The sequence below is a fragment of the Sinomonas cellulolyticus genome (genome assembly GCF_014656475.1).
GTDB lineage: Bacteria > Actinomycetota > Actinomycetes > Actinomycetales > Micrococcaceae > Sinomonas > Sinomonas cellulolyticus.
The window spans coordinates 118,732-136,386 of record NZ_BNCM01000011.1 but is presented as its reverse complement, the minus strand read 5'-3'; the positions used below and the strand labels follow the sequence as shown (position 1 = coordinate 136,386).

At 72.2% G+C, this 17,655-nt stretch carries 16 protein-coding genes; 11 read left to right on the top strand and 5 right to left on the bottom strand.

Annotated elements, in window-relative coordinates:
- The first annotated feature begins 187 nt into the window (after positions 1-187).
- The 9 genes from IE231_RS13965 to IE231_RS13925 all read left to right on the top strand — a co-directional run bounded on the left by IE231_RS13965 (position 188) and on the right by IE231_RS13925 (position 8,564).
- Positions 188-1,714 carry an IS1634 family transposase gene (locus tag IE231_RS13965; RefSeq protein WP_445977850.1) on the top strand — a complete coding sequence of 509 codons (1,527 nt, stop codon included), beginning with the start codon at positions 188-190 and terminating at the stop codon, positions 1,712-1,714.
- A 270-nt stretch (positions 1,715-1,984) separates the two neighbouring features.
- The gene (locus tag IE231_RS13960) at positions 1,985-3,100 is read left to right on the top strand and encodes a WD40/YVTN/BNR-like repeat-containing protein (RefSeq protein ID WP_189694578.1); all 1,116 of its coding nucleotides are present in this window, start codon (positions 1,985-1,987) and stop codon (positions 3,098-3,100) included.
- Positions 3,101-3,102: 2 nt separating this feature from the next.
- Positions 3,103-3,387, top strand: coding sequence for a MoaD/ThiS family protein (locus IE231_RS13955; protein ID WP_189694577.1), 285 nt, complete (start codon positions 3,103-3,105; stop codon positions 3,385-3,387).
- Between the two features lie 114 nt (positions 3,388-3,501).
- Complete coding sequence (locus IE231_RS13950; protein ID WP_189694576.1) at positions 3,502-3,699, top strand: YegP family protein; 198 nt, start codon at positions 3,502-3,504, stop codon at positions 3,697-3,699.
- Between the two features lie 94 nt (positions 3,700-3,793).
- On the top strand, positions 3,794-4,963 hold the full coding sequence (locus IE231_RS13945) for a sigma-54-dependent transcriptional regulator family protein (RefSeq protein ID WP_189694575.1): 1,170 nt from the start codon (positions 3,794-3,796) through the stop codon (positions 4,961-4,963).
- A gap of 83 nt (positions 4,964-5,046) precedes the next feature.
- The gene (locus tag IE231_RS13940) at positions 5,047-5,487 is read left to right on the top strand and encodes a VOC family protein (RefSeq protein ID WP_189694574.1); all 441 of its coding nucleotides are present in this window, start codon (positions 5,047-5,049) and stop codon (positions 5,485-5,487) included.
- Positions 5,488-5,581: 94 nt separating this feature from the next.
- A complete protein-coding gene (locus tag IE231_RS13935; protein WP_189694573.1) occupies positions 5,582-6,823 on the top strand; it encodes a Re/Si-specific NAD(P)(+) transhydrogenase subunit alpha in 1,242 nt (413 codons plus the stop codon).
- A complete protein-coding gene (locus tag IE231_RS13930) occupies positions 6,823-7,161 on the top strand; it encodes an NAD(P) transhydrogenase subunit alpha part 2 (protein WP_189694572.1) in 339 nt (112 codons plus the stop codon). The genes IE231_RS13935 and IE231_RS13930 overlap by 1 nt, the downstream gene beginning before the upstream one ends.
- On the top strand, positions 7,158-8,564 hold the full coding sequence (locus tag IE231_RS13925; protein ID WP_229866996.1) for an NAD(P)(+) transhydrogenase (Re/Si-specific) subunit beta: 1,407 nt from the start codon (positions 7,158-7,160) through the stop codon (positions 8,562-8,564). The genes IE231_RS13930 and IE231_RS13925 overlap by 4 nt, the downstream gene beginning before the upstream one ends.
- A gap of 8 nt (positions 8,565-8,572) precedes the next feature.
- Here IE231_RS13925 and IE231_RS13920 read toward each other — a convergent pair whose 3' ends face one another.
- From IE231_RS13920 to IE231_RS13910, 3 genes are all read right to left on the bottom strand, one after another.
- Positions 8,573-9,148: a hypothetical protein gene (locus IE231_RS13920; RefSeq protein ID WP_189694571.1), complete on the bottom strand. Its 576-nt coding sequence runs from the start codon at positions 9,146-9,148 to the stop codon at positions 8,573-8,575.
- Positions 9,145-9,315, bottom strand: a complete 171-nt coding sequence (locus IE231_RS13915) for a DUF8730 family Cys-rich protein (protein WP_189694570.1) — start codon at positions 9,313-9,315, stop codon at positions 9,145-9,147. Before IE231_RS13915 ends, IE231_RS13920 begins: the two co-directional genes overlap by 4 nt.
- Positions 9,316-9,489: 174 nt before the next feature.
- Positions 9,490-10,383, bottom strand: a complete 894-nt coding sequence (locus IE231_RS13910) for a PRC and DUF2382 domain-containing protein (RefSeq protein WP_189694569.1) — start codon at positions 10,381-10,383, stop codon at positions 9,490-9,492.
- 179 nt (positions 10,384-10,562) lie between these two features.
- On the opposite strand from IE231_RS13910, the gene IE231_RS13905 reads away from it, so the two are divergent.
- Together IE231_RS13905 and IE231_RS13900 are read left to right on the top strand one after the other, a co-directional pair.
- The gene (locus IE231_RS13905; RefSeq protein ID WP_189694568.1) at positions 10,563-13,421 is read left to right on the top strand and encodes an FAD-binding and (Fe-S)-binding domain-containing protein; all 2,859 of its coding nucleotides are present in this window, start codon (positions 10,563-10,565) and stop codon (positions 13,419-13,421) included.
- 67 nt (positions 13,422-13,488) lie between these two features.
- A complete protein-coding gene (locus tag IE231_RS13900) occupies positions 13,489-13,911 on the top strand; it encodes a ChaB family protein (RefSeq protein WP_189694567.1) in 423 nt (140 codons plus the stop codon).
- A gap of 21 nt (positions 13,912-13,932) precedes the next feature.
- On the opposite strand, the gene IE231_RS13895 is transcribed toward IE231_RS13900, so the two are convergent.
- Together IE231_RS13895 and IE231_RS13890 are read right to left on the bottom strand one after the other, a co-directional pair.
- Positions 13,933-14,928 carry an NAD-dependent epimerase/dehydratase family protein gene (locus IE231_RS13895; protein WP_189694566.1) on the bottom strand — a complete coding sequence of 332 codons (996 nt, stop codon included), beginning with the start codon at positions 14,926-14,928 and terminating at the stop codon, positions 13,933-13,935.
- Positions 14,925-17,645, bottom strand: coding sequence for an alpha/beta fold hydrolase (locus IE231_RS13890; protein ID WP_189694594.1), 2,721 nt, complete (start codon positions 17,643-17,645; stop codon positions 14,925-14,927). Before IE231_RS13890 ends, IE231_RS13895 begins: the two co-directional genes overlap by 4 nt.
- Positions 17,646-17,655: the final 10 nt, after the last annotated feature.

Sequence of the window (17,655 nt, the reverse complement as noted above, 5' to 3'; positions counted from 1 at the left end):
GTGGGAGAGTAGGACACCGCCGGACAACCATTCCAGGACCCCCGACCACACGGCCGGGGGTCCTGACGTTAAACCTGACTCGTGCCACTTGGGGGTCGACCGGGCCTTTTCGGGGTCGTGTTCCTTGATCTTCCGGGGGCCTTGGGTCGGGTTTTGCGCACTAAGAAGGCCTGTCTAGTCTGTCCGGGTGGGCTTGTTCGTGCGGAAGGTGAGGACTGCTTCGGGTGCGACAGCGGTCCAGATCGCCCATACGAGACGCGGCGTGCAGACGATTGTGGAGCACATCGGTTCGGCCCACAGCGATGCCGCACTGGCCGCACTCGTGCAGGTCGCCAAGGCGAAGATCCAGGGCGGGCAGGGCGCGTTCGACCTCGATGCGCTCACCCCGCCGGCCGGGGCGGCACGGTCGGTGGGCGGGTCCCCTGTCATCGTCGCCAGCCGATCCCGGGTCCTGTGGGACGTACTGTCGGAGGCGTATGAGCGGGTCGGGTTCGGCGCTGTCGGGGACGAGGCGTTCCGTCACCTCGTGCTCGCCCGCCTGATCGAGCCGACGTCCAAAGCCGACACGGTCCGGGTCTTCGGCGAACTGGGCGTCCCCGGAGCGCCGTCGCTGCGCACGATCTGGCGAACCCTGGCCAAGTGCGCGAAGGAGGACTGGCGCGACGCAGCGTGCAGGGCCGCCTACGCCCACGCGACCGCCGGCGGGGCCGTGGCCCTGGTCATGTACGACCTGACCACGCTCTACTTCGAGGCCGAGAACGAGGACGCGCTGCGCAAGGTCGGGATGAGCAAGGAACGCCGGGTGGACCCCCAGATCACCGTCGGCCTGCTCGTCACGCCCACGGGGTTCCCGCTGGAGATCCACTGCTTCGAGGGCAACAAGGCCGAGACCCGCACCCTCATCCCCGTCCTGGAGGCCTTCCAGGGACGCCACGGCGTGAGGGACCTGGTCGTCGTGGCGGACGCGGGCATGCTCTCGGCGGCGAACCTGAACGCCCTCGAGGACGCGGGCTTCCGGTTCATCGTCGGCTCCAGGATCACCAAGGCCCCCTACGACCTCGCCGAGCACTTCCAGGCCCATGGCGACCACTTCGAGGACGGGAGCACGCTCGAGTCCGCCCGAGTGATGGGCGCCGGCAAGGCTGCGCGGGAGCGGCGGGTCGTCTACCACTACTCCTTCACCCGCAAGAAGCGGGACAACTACACCCTGAACAAGCAGATCGAACGCGCCGAGCACATCGCCGACGGCACAAGGCCCGCCAAGAAGGACCGCTTCGTCAAGCTCGAGGACGCCAAGCCCGGAGTCGACTGGGCCCTGGTCGAACGTGCACGGAAGCTCCTGGGGCTCAAGGGGTACGTGACCAACATCCCCGCAGACACGCTCGACGGGCACGGTGTCGTGGCCGCCTACCACGACCTCTATCAGGTCGAACGCTCCTTCCGGATGGCCAAGAGCGACCTGAAGGCCCGGCCCATGTTCCATCACGAACGCGACTCCATCGAAGCGCACCTCACCGTCGTCTTCTGCGCCCTCGCGATAGCCCGCCACCTCCAAGAAGCCACCGGGGCCAGCATCCAGAAGATCATCCGCACACTCAGGCCCCTGCGCACCGACACGATCGAGATCAGCGGCCAGCTCCTCGAGGCCACCACCCCACCCGGACCCGACGCCCAAGAAATCCTCGACTCACTCGCACCGAAAACTGCGCACTAAGTTGGCACGAGTCAGGTTAAAGCGACTCCTCCGGACCCGAGACCACCAGCGCTGCCACACGCGAGAGGCCGCCGGAAAAAAAGGAGCCCCGGAGCACGCAATTGGGGGGGTACGCGCTCCGGGGCAGCTCGGGGGCCACACCGTCATCCCGACGCCTCGTGGTTGTCAGAAACTGTCAACTATCCGAGGGCCCGTGTGGACTTAGCGAGAACAGTACCCTGCAGGTGCTGGGTTGCCTAGCATTGACGCACTTCGGGCGCGTGGCGTCGAATGGTCCGCATGACCTCACCCCATGTCCTTCTCGCGATCGGCACGAAGAAGGGTCTGTGGCTCGCCACGAGCGAGGACCGCAGGACCTGGACAGTCGGTGCCCCACAGTTCCTCATGCAGGAGATCCCCTCCATCGCCATTGACACCCGCGCGGGCCGGACCAGGATTCTCGTCGGCGTACGGTCCGAACACTTCGGGCCGACCGTGGCCCACTCCGATGACCTCGGCGCGACGTGGACGGAGCCCGAGCGCGGATCGGTGGTCTTCCCGGAGGGGACGGACGCCGCCGTCGAGCGCATCTGGCAGATCATGCCCGATACTGAGGAGCGGCCCGGCGTCGTCTGGCTCGGCGCCGAGCCGATCTCGATCTGGAAGTCGACGGACGGCGGCGAGACGTTCGAGCTCAACCGTGCGCTGTGGGAGCACTCCGACAAGGAGCGGTGGGCGCCGGGGGCCGGGGGCGCGGCGGTGCACACGGTCGTCCCCGATCCCCATGACCCGGAGCTGGTGCACCTTGCCATCAGTGCAGGCGGTGTGTACCGCAGCACCGATGCCGGCGCGAGCTGGACCGCCCGCAACCACGGCATCTCCGCGTACTTCCTCCCCGACCCCGAGCCGGAGGTGGGGCAGTGCGTCCACAAGATCGCGGCTGATGCCGACGGCCGGCTGTACGCCCAGAACCACCGTGGCGTCTACCGGAGCGACGACCGCGGGGACACGTGGGTCTCTATCGCGGATGGCCTGCCGGCGGACTTCGGGTTCGTGATGCTCACCCATCCGCGGCGAGGAGGGACCGCCTGGGTGGTTCCCCTCGTCTCGGACTGGGAGCGGGTGGCTCCCGAAGGGCGACTGGCCGTCCACCGCACCGACGACGCCGGCTCCACGTGGCGCCGGCTCGACAAGGGCATCGGGGAGCCGGACTGGAACACCGTGCTCCGCGACGCCGCCTCGGTCGACACAGCCGACCCTGTGGGCGTCTACTTCGGGACCCGGGGCGGCTCGGTCTACGCCAGCGCAGATGAGGGGGAGACGTTCCAGGAGGTGCTCGCCCACCTGCCCGATGTGCTGTGCGTGCGCGCCGCGGTGCTGGCGGACGACGGCGCCGGGCCGGCGTAGCCGTGCCGGTCACCGTCGTCGTGCCCTCGGTCCTCGCTCCGACGAGCGGCGGGCAGACCGTCTTCGAGCTGCCCGAGGGCTCGGTGCGGTCTGCCGGTGAGGCGCTCGACGCCGTCGCCCGTCGGTTCCCGATGCTGGGGCGGCGCCTCCGGGACGAGCGGGGAGCCCTGCGACGCCACGTGAATGTCTACGTGGGCGGCGAGGACGTGCGCCGCGGAGCGGGTCTGGCGACGCCTGTTGGGGAGGGAGACGAGGTCCTCGTCATCCAGTCCATTGCCGGAGGATAGTAGCCCGCGCACCATGAAGCCTTGGGTCTTTCGGCCTTGGACCGGGCGGCTCCGCCGAGTGAGACTGGAAGTGTCACATTTTCGCGCGGACGAGGTCTGCCGACCGATAGGTGAATGATGGGCCCGACATTCGAAGTGCTTGAAGACCACCCGCGGAAGGGGGGATACCGGCTGCGCCTCAGGGGCCGGGACGGCGTTGTCCTGGCCGACCTGAAGGGCCTGCCGAGCCTCGACGCGGTGCGGAGGATGATCACCGAAATCCGCGAGGTGGCCGCCCAGGCCCTCGTGGTGGACCACACCCGCACGGCCTGAGAGGGCACCGCAACCTCGGTGCAACGTCGCCGGGGCCGTTGCGGGGGCCAATCCCTTACACTTGTGAGCCACGGCACATACAAAGGAGTCGCTGGTGCGCAACATCGTTGCAGACTCGTGGCGCCGGTCACTCGCTGCGCATGGGCGCCGCGAGGACGCGGTGGTGACGAGCATCCTCGAGGAGGACGAGCTCTGCGACTACCGCACGGGCCATCCCCTCGCGCCGGTCCTGCCGGTGATCGACCACCTCCTCATGGAGCCCGCGCGGGACGCGGGCATCCTCGTGGCGGTCGGCGATGCTAACAGCCGGCTTCTCTGGCTCGGCGGCGATCCGAGCGTGCGCCGGCGCGCCGAGTCGATGGCCTTCCTCGAGGGTGCCGACTGGTCTGAATCCAGCGTGGGCACCTCGGCCCCCGGCACGGCCCTGGCCGAGGGGTCCGCCGTGCAGATCCGGGGCGCGGAGCACTTCAGCCCGCTCGTGGAGGCGTTCTCGTGCACTGCGATGCCCATCACGGACCCGCGCACGGGAACGGCGCTCGGCGTCGTCGACATCACGGGCGGGGAGCAGGCGGTCGGGGGCCACGCGCTGCCCTGGCTCAAGGCCACGGTCGCAGCAGTCGAGGAACGCCTTCGCGGCCTCGAGCCTGCACGGCCCGCGCAGATCGAACGGCATGCGGGCCCAGTGGGCGCCGTGCTCGCCGTGACGGGCCGCGACCAAGGCGTGCTGCGCTCCGGTGGCCGCGAGCTGAACCTGAGCGTGCGCCACTCCGAGATCCTGGTGCTCCTGGCCCGCCATCCCCGAGGCCTCACCGCCGAGGAACTGGCCGAGCGGCTCTACGCCCAGCCGGTTCCCCCGGTGACTCTGCGCGCCGAGCTCGTGCGCCTGCGGAAGGTGCTCGACGGCGCGGGCATCGGCGTGACGCTCCGCTCGCGTCCGTACCGGGTCGAGGGCCTCGAGGTCGACTCGATGACCGCGCTCGCCCTCCTCGAACGAGGTTCGCACCGGCAGGCGCTGGGCGCGTACGGCGGCCAGCTCCTGCCCCGCTCGGAGGCTCCCGCCATCGCAGAGCTCCGCGACGAGCTCTCCGCGACCCTGCGCGAGGCGGTCGTGGGCAGCGCCGCGGTGGACGTGGTGCTGCACTACCTGCGGCTGCCTGAGGCTGCGGACGACGCCGAGGCCTGGCGCACCGCCCTGCGCCTCCTGCCCCCGCGCTCGCCCAAGCGGGCCGCGGTCGTGGCGCACCTCGAGCGGATCGCGGGCTGACGCCGGCCCGCGGGGCCTTCAACACTGTCGGTGGCCGGGCGTAAGCTCCCGAGGGTCAGCAAGGAACGTCCCAAGGAGTCGCTGTGCCTGCCATCCTCAACCCCTACCTCAGCTTCAAGGACAACGCGCGCGAGGCCATGACCTTCTACCACTCCGTGTTCGGAGGGGAGCTGAACGTCTCGACGTTCGACGACCTGCACGCGGCACAGGATGCCTCGGAGGCCTCCCTCGTGATGCACTCCCAGCTCACCACCCCGAGCGGCTTCACCCTCATGGGCTCGGACACCCCGTCCCGCATGGAGTTCGAGCGCGGCAGCAACAGCTTCTCCGTCTCGCTCTCGGGCGGTCCCGACGCCGAAGACGAGCTGCGCGGCTACTGGGACCGGCTCACCGAGGGGGCAACGGTCTCGATGCCGCTCGAGAAGGCGATCTGGGGCGACACGTTCGGCATGCTCACGGACAGGTTCGGGATCGCATGGCTCGTGAACATCGCGGGCGAGCAGGCACCGGGCGGGACCGCCTGACACCCTCCGCGTTTCTCCTGCCTGCGCACGGTAGGCGGCACATAGACTCGCAGCACAGGGCGGCCAACGGTGTGCCGCGGAGCGGAGGGCGCGCGTGAGGGTGGGCATCGCGAGGGAGCGGCCAGCGGGCGAGAAGCGGGTGGCTGCCACCCCGGAGTCCGTTCGACAGCTGGCAGGGCTGGGGCTGACGGTCGCCATCGAGTCGGGGGCGGGGACAGCAGCCGGGCATGCGGACGCCACGTACCGCGACGCCGGGGCGGACGTGGTCCCAGCTCTGGACCTGGCGTCCGTGGACGTCCTGGCCCACGTCCGGCCGCTCGATCCGGCGGTGGCCGCCGGGCTGGGGCCCGGTGCCGTCACCGTGGGCCTCGCCTCGCCCTCCACCGAGCTGCCCACCGTGCGCACCCTCGTGGAACGTCGGATCACGGCGTTCGCCCTCGAACTGGTGCCGCGCATCTCCCGCGCCCAGTCGATGGACGCGCTCACGTCGCAGGCCCTCGTGACCGGCTACCGGTGCGTCCTCGAAGCGGCGACCCGGCTCCCGCGCTTCTTCCCCCTGTACATGACGGCCGCGGGCACCATTCCGCCCGCCCGGGTCCTCGTCCTCGGCGCCGGCGTTGCCGGGCTCCAGGCCATCGGCACGGCCAAGCGCCTCGGCGCGCGCGTCTCCGCCAATGACATCCGCCCCGCCTCCGCGGACGAGGTGGCCTCGATGGGCGGCACGTTCATCCACCTCGATCTCGCCTCGGCCGAGGCCACGGCCGGCGCGGGCGGCTACGCGCGCGAGCTCACGGCGGACCGCGGTGCCCTCCAGCGCCAGCTGCTCGCACCGCACGTCGCCGATGCGGACGTGCTCATCACCACCGCCGCCGTCCCCGGACGACGCGCCCCGCTCCTCGTGACCCGGGAGATGGTCGCGGGAATGCGGCCCGGCTCCGTGGTGGTGGACATGGCCGCCGAGTCCGGTGGCAACGTCGAGGGGTCCGTCCCCGGTGAGGACGTCGCCGTGGCCACGGCGGACGGCGCGGGCGAGGTCACCGTCGTCGGCCTCAAGGACGCCGCGTCGGCGATGGCGGCCGACGCCTCGCGCCTGTACGCGAAGAACGTCTCCAACTTCATCGAGCTGCTGGTCCCCGCGAAGGACGGGGACGTGCGGCCTGACTTCGACGACGAGGTGATCGCGGGTGCGTGCCTCACGCACAACGGCGAGGTCCGGCACCCGCCGACGGCCGATGCGCTCGCGGCGCTCACCACCACCCGGCAGGCTTCGGGGGCGGAGGTCCGGGCCGAGGGCCGGGGCAGGGCCATCGACGAGACCGAGGAAGGGGCTGGCTGATGGGCGGCGTGGAGGTGCTCACCATCCTCGTGTTCGCGGTGTTCGTGGGCTTCGAGGTGGTCTCGAAGGTGTCCAGCATCCTGCACACTCCCCTCATGTCCGGCGCGAACGCCATCCACGGGATCATCCTCGTCGGCGCGATCGTCGTGGCCGGGCAGGCGGAGGACGGATGGGTGCTCGCGGTGGCGCTGCTCGCCGTCGTGCTCGCGACGGCCAACCTCGTGGGCGGGTTCGTGGTGACCGACCGCATGCTCGAGATGTTCAAGGCGCGGCGGCCGGAGGGGCGCTCCGGCGGCGGGCCGGAGCCTCACGCCAAAGCGGGGGAGGGGACCAAGTGACGATCGCCGGACCCGTCCTCGACCCGACCTGGACCGCGCTCCTCTACCTCGTCGCCGCCGTCTGCTTCATCCTCGCCCTCAAGGGCCTGTCCTCGCCGCGGCATGCCCGGCGCGGCAACGCGATCGGTGCGGTCGGAGCCGCCGTCGCGCTCGCCACCGTGTTCCTCTCGACCAGGATCGGGAACCTCGCCTGGATCCTGGGTGCCATCGTCGTGGGGGCGGCCATCGCTGCGCCGGTGGCCCGGCGGGTCAAGATGACGCAGATGCCCCAGCTCGTGGCAGCCTTCAACGGGGTGGGCGGCGGGGCTGCCGCGCTCGTGGCGCTCCTCGAGCTGCCCCACGCGGAGGGGCCAGGCGGCGCCTGGGCCCGGCTCGCGATCGTCTTCACGCTGCTCATCGGCGCCGTGTCCTTCGCAGGCTCCGCGGTCACGTTCGCCAAGCTCCAGGAGCTCATGACCACGCGTCCCGTGACCTTCCTCGGGCTCCCCGTGCTCATGGGGGCCGTGCTCCTGGCGGCCGTGGCCGCCGCGGTGGCGGTGGTCGTGCTGCCCTCGTCGGCCGCGTCGATGGTGCTCGCGGCGGCGCTCCTGGCGCTCGGCCTCGTGGCCGGCGTGCTGCTCGTGCTGCCGGTGGGCGGGGCGGACGTGCCGATCGTCATCTCGCTCCTCAACGCGTTCACGGGCCTCGCGGTGGCTGCGAGCGGCCTCGTGCTGGGGAACGTGCTGCTCGTCGTGGCCGGCACGCTCGTCGGCGCGTCCGGCACGATCCTCACGCGCCTCATGGCAGCGGCCATGGGCCGCAGCGTCGCCCACATCATGTTCGGCGCGTTCCGCGGCGGCTCCACTGCGGGCTCGACCGCCGTCTCCGACAGGCCTGTGCGGTCCTCGAGCGCCGAGGATGTGGCGGTCCTCCTCGGCTACGCGCAGAAGGTCATCATCGTGCCCGGCTACGGCCTCGCCGTCGCCCAGGGCCAGCACACCGCCGCCGAGCTCGCGCAGGCGCTCGAGGCGCGCGGCGTCGACGTCGAGTTCGCGATCCACCCGGTGGCCGGGCGCATGCCGGGCCACATGAACGTGCTCCTGGCCGAGGCGAACGTGCCGTACGAGTCGCTCAAGGAGATGAGCGAGATCAACGGGGAGTTCAAGCAGGCCGATGTCGCCCTTGTGGTGGGCGCCAACGACGTGGTCAACCCGGCCGCGAAGTCCACGCCGGGCTCACCGATCTACGGCATGCCGATCCTCGAGGCCGGCGACGCGAAGCAGGTCGTGTTCCTCAAGCGCTCCATGCGGCCCGGATTCGCGGGCATCGAGAACGACCTCCTGTACGAGCCCCAGACCACGCTCCTGTTCGGCGACGCGAAGGAGTCGCTCACCAAGGTCCTCGGGGCCGTGAAGGCACTCTGACCGCCCGGCTATCGGCGTCCGGGGAAGATCGGCGTGCAGGTCGCGCAGGCCGCGGCGTTCTCCGGGTCGGCCAAGGCTGTGTGCTCGAGCCGGAGCCTGGCCGAGAGCGCCGCGAGCATCAGCGCAACGGCGGCGACTCCCACCGCGGGCTGGACCGCGAGATGGATCGTGTCCAAGGAGAGCCCGGCGAAGAGCTGGACGATCATGCTCTGGTTGCCCTGGCTCGTTGCCAGCAGCAGGCCCATCATGCCGAACAGCGGGCCGCGGAGGTCGCACACCGTGGCCTCTGCGCCGATGGGTGCTCCGACAAGGCTGGCGACGAGCAGGCCCAGGGCGGCAGAACCCCCGAGCACGAGCAGCCCCGTCCAGAGGACGCCCGGGAGGGTTGCGCCGCTGAACGCCCCGTTGGCGACGGCCAGAGCCGCGGCGGCCAGCACAGCCGCCGCGGCCCCGACCGACCAACGGCCGCGAGCCCACGTCCGCAGGACCGACCAGCGGCCGCCGCCCGGGAGGGCTGGCTGGCGCTCGAGGGCGAGGACGGGCTCCGTGTCGAACACGGGACGCTCGGGCGCGCCGCCGCTCACCGGAAGGAGAGCAGCTTGTTGATGAGGCTCGTGTTGGAGCCGGAGCCCGAGTCGTGGCCGGGGCAGCGGCGGTCCTCGGGGACGTTGGCGAAGACCTGGTCAACGTGCTGGCCGCAGCCAGTCCAGGTCACCTTGCCGCACGTCGAGCATGTCATGGGGCTGCACATAGGGTCCTCCTCGTGATGGAACGTAATACCCCTGGGGGTATTTCTACTGTACGGCGTGGGCCGCCCCCAGAGCAAGCCCACTCGCCCACGCCCAGCCGCGGAGCACCCCGGCAAGAACAACGGCGGGTGCGCGGCCCCCAGCGCCGCGCACCCGCCGTCGTGCGTGAGGTGCCCCTACCGGTTGCGCCTCTGCGTGCCATCGGCGCCGTCGACGTCGATGTGCTCCTTGCCCACGTCCTCGCTCACGGTCTCCTCGTCGGTGACGGTCTCGGTGCCGAGGCGGACCTTCTCGACCGGGACGGTCTCCTTGTCGACCACGGGCCGCTCCTCGTGGAGTGTGACCTCATGCTCGGACTCGGAGAGGCCGCCGTTGGCGCCCGAGAAGTCCGCCGAGTCGCGGTCCTCCCCGGTGATCGGCTCCCGTTCGACCCGGACCTCCTCGCGCTGCACCGGCACCGTCTTGGTGACGTTCTCAGTGGTCACGTACTTGCGCAGGCGCGCGCGCCCTGTCTCCTGCCGCTCGGTGCCCACGTTGAGCCGCTCCTCGGAGCGGGTCATGGAACCGTCGGAGTCGACGTCGCGCACGCCTCCGGCGCCGCCCTCGTAGCCCTCCTGGTAGTCCCGGCCCTCCTGGTAGTCCCGGCCTTCCTGGTAGTCCCGCTCCTGCGTGCCGGCCGCCGTTCCGCGGGTATCCACGTCATCGACGCTCCCCGTGCCGGAGGTGGCGAAGGACGTGTCCGCACCGGTGGACGCCGCGCGGCCGTAGTGGCGGTAGAGCCGGTCCTCCTCGTCATGCTCGAGGTGGCCGTCCGGCTCGACCCTCGGCGCATCCTTGACCTGGTCCTTGGTGTAGGGCACCACGAGGTCGTCGTCGCGGACGTTCGCCCCCTCGAGCGGGACGAAGGACTCGTGCATGCCGAACAGGCCGGTCTTCACCGTCACCCAGCTCGGCTGGTCCGTCTCGTCATCGACGTAGAAGCCGCCGATCCCTCCGATCTTCTCGCCGTCCGTTCCGATCACATTCCCGTTGGCAGTCGTCAAACGGTCGAAGTCTTCCGTTGTCACCATCGTGATGTACTCCTCGGTGGTTCCGGTGCTCTCGTTGTCGAGGCCCCTGAAGGCGCCGTAGCCCGCGGACCTCAGTCCGCTGCTTCCTGACCCGGCGATTTGCCCCTGATACCCGAACCGCTCCGGACACAAACACACTGGCCCTGTCAGCGGCCTCGGATCCGGGGTAGCAATGGACCATGACATCCCAGCGCCCCGGGCAGAAGGCCATGGGCTCCCTCGTCGACGAGCTGCGCCGCACAGTCGAGGGCGAGGTGGACGCCTCCTCCCTCGCACGGGCCCTCTACTCCTCCGATGCGTCGAACTACCGCGTGGTGCCCGGCGCCGTCGTCCTGCCCCGCACCCGGGAGGCGCTCGTCGCAGCGGTCGACGCCGCGCGCCGGCACGGCGTCCCGGTGACCCTCCGCGGCGGGGGCACCTCCATGGCGGGCAACGCGGTGGGTCCCGGACTGGTCATCGACACGTCGCGGCACCTCAACCGGATCCTCTCCGTTGATCCCGAGGCGAGGACGGCCGTCGTCGAGCCCGGCGTTGTCCTGGCCGACCTGCAGAGGGCCTGCGCCCCCCACGGCCTGCGCTTCGGGCCCGACCCGGCCAGCGGGACCCGCGCCACCCTCGGGGGGATGATCGGCAACAACGCGTGCGGGGCCCACGCGATGTCCTACGGCCGTACGGCGGACAACGTCCACTCCCTGACCTGGCTCACGGGCACGGGGGAGGTCATCACCGCCGCGTCCGGGGACCGCTCCTTCGCCGCCGTCCCCGGCCTCCGCGACCTCGTCGAGGCGAACCTCGCCCTGCTCCGCACTGAGTTCGGCCGCTTCCGCCGGCAGGTCTCCGGCTACGGGCTCGATCACCTCCTGCCCGAGAACGGCTCCCACCTCGCCGCCGCGCTCGTGGGCGCCGAGGGCACGTGCGGCGTCCTCCTCGAGGCCACCGTGCGGCTCGTGGAGCGCGCCGAGTCGCCGGCGCTCGCCGTCATGGGCTATCCGGACCTGGCCTCGGCGGCCGACGACGTGCCCAACCTCCTGCAGTTCCGTCCCCTCGCGCTCGAGGGCCTCGACACGCGCCTCCTCGACGCCGTGCGCAGGGCCAAGGGCCCGGGCAGCGTTCCCGACCTTCCCTCCGGCGGCTGCCTCCTGATCGCCGAGGTGCCCGGCGGCACCCCCGAGGAGGCCGCCGACGCCGCCCGACGCCTGGCCGCCGCCGCGGCCACCGACCAGACCCACGTGGTCGAGGCGGGGCCGCAGGCAGAGCGGCTGTGGCGCATCCGGGAGGACGCCTCCGGCCTCGCCGGCCGCACCACCCAGGGACACCAGGCGTGGGGCGGCTGGGAGGACTCGGCGGTTCCGCCCGAGCAACTCGGCGACTACCTCCGCGGCCTCACCGCGCTCATGGAGTCCGAGGGGCTGGATGGCATGGCCTACGGGCACTTCGGCGACGGCTGCGTGCACCTGCGCCTCGACTTGCCCCTCGACCTCGGCGGCGCCGGGATGCGCCGATTCCTCGAGCGCGCCGCCCACCTCGTCGCCGAGCACGGCGGGTCCCTCTCCGGGGAGCACGGCGACGGCCGGGCACGCTCGGAGCTCCTGCCCGCCATGTACAGCAGGGAGGCGCTCGCCGCGATGGCCGAGTTCAAGGGCCTCTTCGACCCGGGCGATGCGCTCAACCCCGGTGTGGTGGTGCGCCCCGCCCCGGTGGATGCGCACCTGCGCCGGCCGCGCGCCGTCGAGATCCACGCCGGATCGGGATTCGCGTTCTCCGAGGACGGCGGAAGCATCACCAAGGCCGTGCACCGGTGCGTGGGGGTGGGGAAGTGCCGGGCGGACACGCGTGATGCGGGCGGGTTCATGTGCCCCTCCTTCATCGCCACGAGCGAGGAGAAGGACTCCACCCGCGGCCGGGCGCGCGTTCTGCAGGAGATGCTCAACGGCGGCCTCGTCCAGCTCGGCTGGCGTTCGCCCGAGGTGCACGCCGCGCTCGACCTCTGCCTGAGCTGCAAGGCCTGCGCGAGCGACTGCCCCGCCGGTGTGGACATGGCAGCGTACAAGTCCGAGACCCTCTACCGCAGCTACCGAGGGCGCCTGCGCCCGCGCAGCCACTACACGCTCGGCCGGCTCCCGCAGTGGCTGCGGCTCGCCGCCCCGTTCGCGCCGCTGCTCAACCTCGCCGCCCGCGTCCCGGCCCTGCGCACGACGGCGCTCGCGGCCATGGGCGCGGACCGGCGCCGTTCGCTGCCCCGCCTCCCGCTGGTGCCGTTCCGCTGGGACCGGGCCGCGCGGCGTCGCGCGTCAGAGGGTGCGGCAGCGGCGGAAGGCGCGCCGAAGGTGCTGCTGTGGGTCGACACGTTCTCCGACGCGCTGGACCCGGACATCCCGCGGGACGCCTTGACGGTGCTGAAGGCCGCAGGCTGCGACGTGGAGATCGCCCCGCCGGCCTGCTGCGGCCTGACGTACATCTCCACGGGCCAGCTCGACGCCGCCCGTACGCGCCTGCGCGGGACGCTGGACGCCCTCGTCCCGCACGTTCGCGCGGGGCGCACGGTCGTGGGACTCGAGCCGAGCTGCACGGCCACGCTGCGCTCCGACCTGGCGGAGCTCGTGCCCGACGATCCACGCGCTGCCGAGCTCGGGGGCGCGGTGAAGACCCTCGCAGAGTTCCTCTCCGGCATCGACTGGCAGCCGCCGAGGCTGGAGCACAAGCTGCTCGCCCAGCCGCACTGCCACCAGCACGCCGTCATGGGCTTCGACGCCGAGCGCGCGCTGCTCGAGGCCGCCGGGTGCGACGTCGAGATCTCGGCCGGGTGCTGCGGCCTCGCCGGGAACTGGGGCATGGAGGCGGGGCACTACGAGGTGTCCGAGGCGATCGCCCGCGGCGGCATCCTCGCCAAGGCCGAGGCGGCCCCGGACAGGGCGATCCTCGCCGACGGCTTCTCGTGCCGCACCCAGGTGGCCGACCTCGCGGGGCTCGAGGGGCGCCACCTCGCCTCAGTGCTGGCGGGCGCGCTGCGGGCGGATCGGGGCGCCGCGACCCGTTGAGCCGCCCCGAACCGGGGTATAGGAGTGGCGGGAGGCGACTCTGCCGTACCAGGGAACGGAGGACACCATGCCCAAGACGGACAAGAGCGGAAAGGCGAGGAAGGACGAGCTCCCCTCGACCATCCAGCGCTCCGGCAGGAAGGCCCAGCAGACCTTCGCCAAGGCGCACGACTCCGCCGAGAAGACCTACCACGACGAGGAGCGCGCCCATCGCGTCGCCTACTCGGCCCTCAAGCACAGCCACGAGAAGGTCGGCGACCACTGGGAGCCCAAGGAGCAGAACGGGCCCTCGGACGAGCAGGCCGAGGGCGGCGCGTCGACCCGGCGGGAGACCCACGGCGGCGTGGACGCCAACGCCTCGAAGCAGCACCTCTACGACCTGGCCAAGAAGCTCGACGTGCCCGGCCGATCGAGCATGACCAAGGAACAGCTGGTGGACGCGCTCGAGAAGGCGAACACGAAGAAGACGGCCCAGAGTCGGAAGAAGTAGGGCCGGAAGAAGTAGGGCCGGTCAGCGGGCGGGATCGGCGTCCGGCCCGTGGCCGCCGTAGTGCTCGGCCAGCCTCGCCAGCCCCTCGTCGAGGGTGACCGACGGCGTCCAGCCGAGGAGCCTGCGGGTCTCGCGCTGGTCGTACCAGTGGGCCGTGGAGAGCTGCTCGGCGAGGAACCGCGTCATCGGCGGTTCCTCGCGGCGGCGCGCCCACGTCCAGACCCTCTCCACGATGGCTCCGACGCCCCTCGCCACTGCCCCCGGAACCGACCAGTTCGGCGCCGGGACACCGCCGGCGGCACAGATGCCCGCGATCAGCTCGCCGACCGGGCGCGGCTCGCCGTTGCTCACCACCACCGCCCTGCCGTGGATCCGGTCCAGATGGTGCAGCGCGGCGACGATGGCCCACGCGGCATTGTCGATGTAGGTCGTGTCGATCAGGGCCGCGCCGGCGTCGAGCAGCGGCAGGCGGTGGTGCGCCGCGCGCTGCAGGACCCGCTCCACGAGCTGGGTGTCGCCGGGTCCCCAGACGATGTGCGGACGCACGGCCGCCACCCGGAACCCCGGTGCGTCTGCCGCCAGCGCGAGGAGTTCGGCCTCGGCCTTGGTGCGCGAGTAGTCGCCGTGCGCGTGCTCCGGATCGGCAAGGGCCGCGCCCAGTCCCACGATCGCGGCGCCCGAGTTCGCCACGGACGGGGACGAGACGAACACGACGTCGCGTACCCCGGCTTCCTTCGCCGCGCGGAGCAGGCGGCGGGTCCCCTCCACGTTGACCTCGTCGAACTCCGCGGCCCGGCCCGTGAAGGAGACCTTGGCGGCCAGATGGATGATGCCCTCCACGCCCCGGACCGCTTCGCGGACCACCTCGTCGTCGGTGACCGAACCGCAGATGTCCACCGCCCCCTCGACTCCCGACGGCCGGCGCTGGAGGGTGGTCACGGTGTGACCCTCGCGGATGAGCAGCCGGGCCACCTCGCTCCCGAGCAGGCCGCTCGCACCCGTGGCGAGGACCCTCATGGCCTCCCCCCACGGGCGCCGGCCAGCACCCGTGAGGCCCAGCGCGACAGGCGGGTCCTGTCGATCTTGGCGTTGTGGCGGATGTCCACGGGGAGCGCGGGCAGCGCGAGCACGGCCGAGACGGTGACGCCGGCGTCGAGGGCCGCGGCGCGGACACGGTGGGCGAGCTGCGGGGCGACCGGCCCCGCCTTGCGTGCGGGCGGCACGGTCTCGACGACGGCGACCACGGCCTGCGTTCCGGCGGGGCCCACGCCGCCGATGGCGGCCAGCTGCACGGCGTCGAGCCGTTCGATGGCCTGCTCGGCGCCGACCGGCGTCACCACCCCGTCCGGCGGGGTTACCACGTGGGCCAGACGGCCCTCCACCCAGAGCCGGCCTGCTGCGTCCAGATGCCCCACGTCCCCGGTACGGTGCCAACCAGGCACACTGCTGCTGTCCCGCTGCGTGAGCCAGAGCCGGTCGTAGGCCTCCTTCACGTGGGGAGCGCTGACCAGGATCTCGCCGGTCACCCCGGGCTCGGTGACCGGCTCGGTCCCCGGCGCGGTGCCGCTGGCCGTCAGGGGGACGACGGCGACGCGGGCGCCGTGGACCGGCAGGCCCACGCACACCCCGTTGCCGGACCCCGGCACGGTGCCGGCGGCGGCATCGGCGTCGGCCGCCTGGATCCCCTCGAGGCTGATGTCCGTGACGGGCAGCGCCTCGGTCATCCCGTAGGGGGTGTGCAGCGAGGCGTGCGGCACGAGGCGCTGGACTGCGGAGAGGAGCGGTTCGGGGACCGGCGCCCCGGCGGAGAGCAGGAGCCCGATGCGTTCGAGTGCCTCGCGCCCCGCCTCGCCGACCTCGTCTCCGGTGGCCAGGACGTTGCGCAGCGCCGCCGGCGAGGCGAAGACGACGCTGGCATCGATTGCGGCCGCGGCCTCCGCGAGTGCCCGGGCCGTCAGGGTACGCGGGGCCGTGACGTCCATCGCGGGGGTCACCGACACTGCCCCGAGCGCCGGGCCCAGCAGGGCGAACGGTGCGAAGCCCGCCACCAGCCGCGCGCCGGGGTGGATCCCGAAGGTGGCCGCCACTGTATCGCGCATCGCGGCGAGCTGCCGATGCAGGTAGAGGACGCCCTTGGCGGGGCCGGTGGAGCCGGAGGTGAAGAGGATGGCCGCCGGTGCGTCCGGCTCTGGAACCGGCCATGGGCCGTCCGCCTCGGCGCCGGCCCCCGCGCCGCTGGCAAGCGCGGCGAGGGACGTCTCGACCCCCAGGAGCCGACGGCGTGCCGTGGGCAGGTCCCGCAGGCTGATGCGCCGCCCGGGCCAGCCGAGAGCGGCGGCAGCGCCCAGGGCCCTGTCGATCCCGATGAGGAATTCCGGAGCAGCCCCCTTCACGGCGCGGCTCAGGCCCCGGGTGCCCAGACCGGCGTCGGCCACTACCACCACCGCGCCCAGCCGCAGGCAGGCATAGAGGGCCACGGTGAGATCGACCCCCGGGGGCACCATGAGGCTCACCCGGCTGCCGCCGCGCACCCCGGCCTGCCGCAGCCCGGCCGCGAGCTCGGCGATGCTCTGCTCGAGTTCCCGCCACGTGAGCGAACGCCGCACGGTGCCCTGCGGCGACATCTCTGCCACCGCGGTCTCGTCGCCTGACGGGCCCCCGGCCTGTTCGCCGAGCGCGTCCCACAGCGGCCGGAAGCCGGCCGCCACCGGCGCGGACGGGCTGCTCGGGCCGGCCGCGGCCGTAGTGGCGTCCGACGGCGCCCGGCGGCTCGCGCCGTCACTGTCGCCGTTGCGGTCACGATCACGGCGACGCGCGGCGAGCCACGCGAAGATCGGCGTGGCGATGTCCCTGTCCTCGGGCAGGAGGTGCCCGGCGCCCTCGAAGCGGTGGACGTCCGCGTGCGGCATCCGTGCGATGAGGTCGTTGAGGTACCGGTCCGAGAAGATCGGATCCCGGGGGCCCCAGAGCATCAGGGCCGGCACGGTGAGCGAGCGGACGCCTTCCGCGACACTCCGGAGAGCCGCGAAGCTCGGGTGCGAGGGGCGGAGGGGTATGTCCGCGACGAAGTTGCCCACACCGGCACGGTCGTGCGCCGTGCGGTAGGGGGCCATGTAGGCCCGGCGGACGTCGTCCGGCAGGGCCGGGCGCGCGAGCGAGTGGGTGACGCGCAGGAAGGCGTCCGACGCCGTCGTGCCCCACCCGTGGACCGCGGGGTGCATCGCGAGCCGCAGGGCAGGGGGGACTGCCGCGCCCGAGGGCTGGTGGACCGCGGTGTTGGTGAGCACTGTCCCGGCGAGGAGCTCGGGATGTGCGAGGGCCCAGCCGAGGCTGACCGCGCCGCCCCAGTCGTGGCCCACCGTGACGACTGGCCCCGTCAGGCCGAGGGCGGCGCTGAGGTCGCCCAGATCGTTGATCCGGTCCGCGAGGCGCCGGAACGTGCCGGTCCGCTCCGAGTAGCCCATGTCCAGCTGGTCCACGGCCACCACACGCCACGGGTGGGCCGGGTCTGAGCCCGCCGAGAGCAGGCTCCGCCAGAGGTAGGACCACGTGGGGTTGCCGTGGACGCACAGCAGGGTGCCGGCGGGTGTCAGTCCCAGGCGGGAGAGCTGCGCCTCATTGTCCAGGATGTGCCATCGCCGCACGGTGCCCGGTGGGTCGACGGCAGAGGTGGACGCCACGGCGAGGGTGCGCGACCATTCCGGCTCGACCCCGGGCCAGTCTGCGGTCACCAGAGGCCAATCT

Excerpts from the sequence above, each read along its gene's own strand:
- IE231_RS13960 (WP_189694578.1), top strand. The coding sequence starts at position 1,985 with ATGGTCCGCATGACCTCACCCCATGTCCTTCTCGCGATCGGCACGAAG.
- IE231_RS13950 (WP_189694576.1), top strand. The coding sequence starts at position 3,502 with ATGATGGGCCCGACATTCGAAGTGCTTGAAGACCACCCGCGGAAGGGG.
- IE231_RS13930 (WP_189694572.1), top strand. The coding sequence starts at position 6,823 with ATGGGCGGCGTGGAGGTGCTCACCATCCTCGTGTTCGCGGTGTTCGTG.
- IE231_RS13915 (WP_189694570.1), bottom strand. The coding sequence starts at position 9,315 with ATGTGCAGCCCCATGACATGCTCGACGTGCGGCAAGGTGACCTGGACT.
- IE231_RS13910 (WP_189694569.1), bottom strand. The coding sequence starts at position 10,383 with ATGGTGACAACGGAAGACTTCGACCGTTTGACGACTGCCAACGGGAAT.
- IE231_RS13905 (WP_189694568.1), top strand. The coding sequence starts at position 10,563 with ATGACATCCCAGCGCCCCGGGCAGAAGGCCATGGGCTCCCTCGTCGAC.
- IE231_RS13900 (WP_189694567.1), top strand. The coding sequence starts at position 13,489 with ATGCCCAAGACGGACAAGAGCGGAAAGGCGAGGAAGGACGAGCTCCCC.
- IE231_RS13895 (WP_189694566.1), bottom strand. The coding sequence starts at position 14,928 with ATGAGGGTCCTCGCCACGGGTGCGAGCGGCCTGCTCGGGAGCGAGGTG.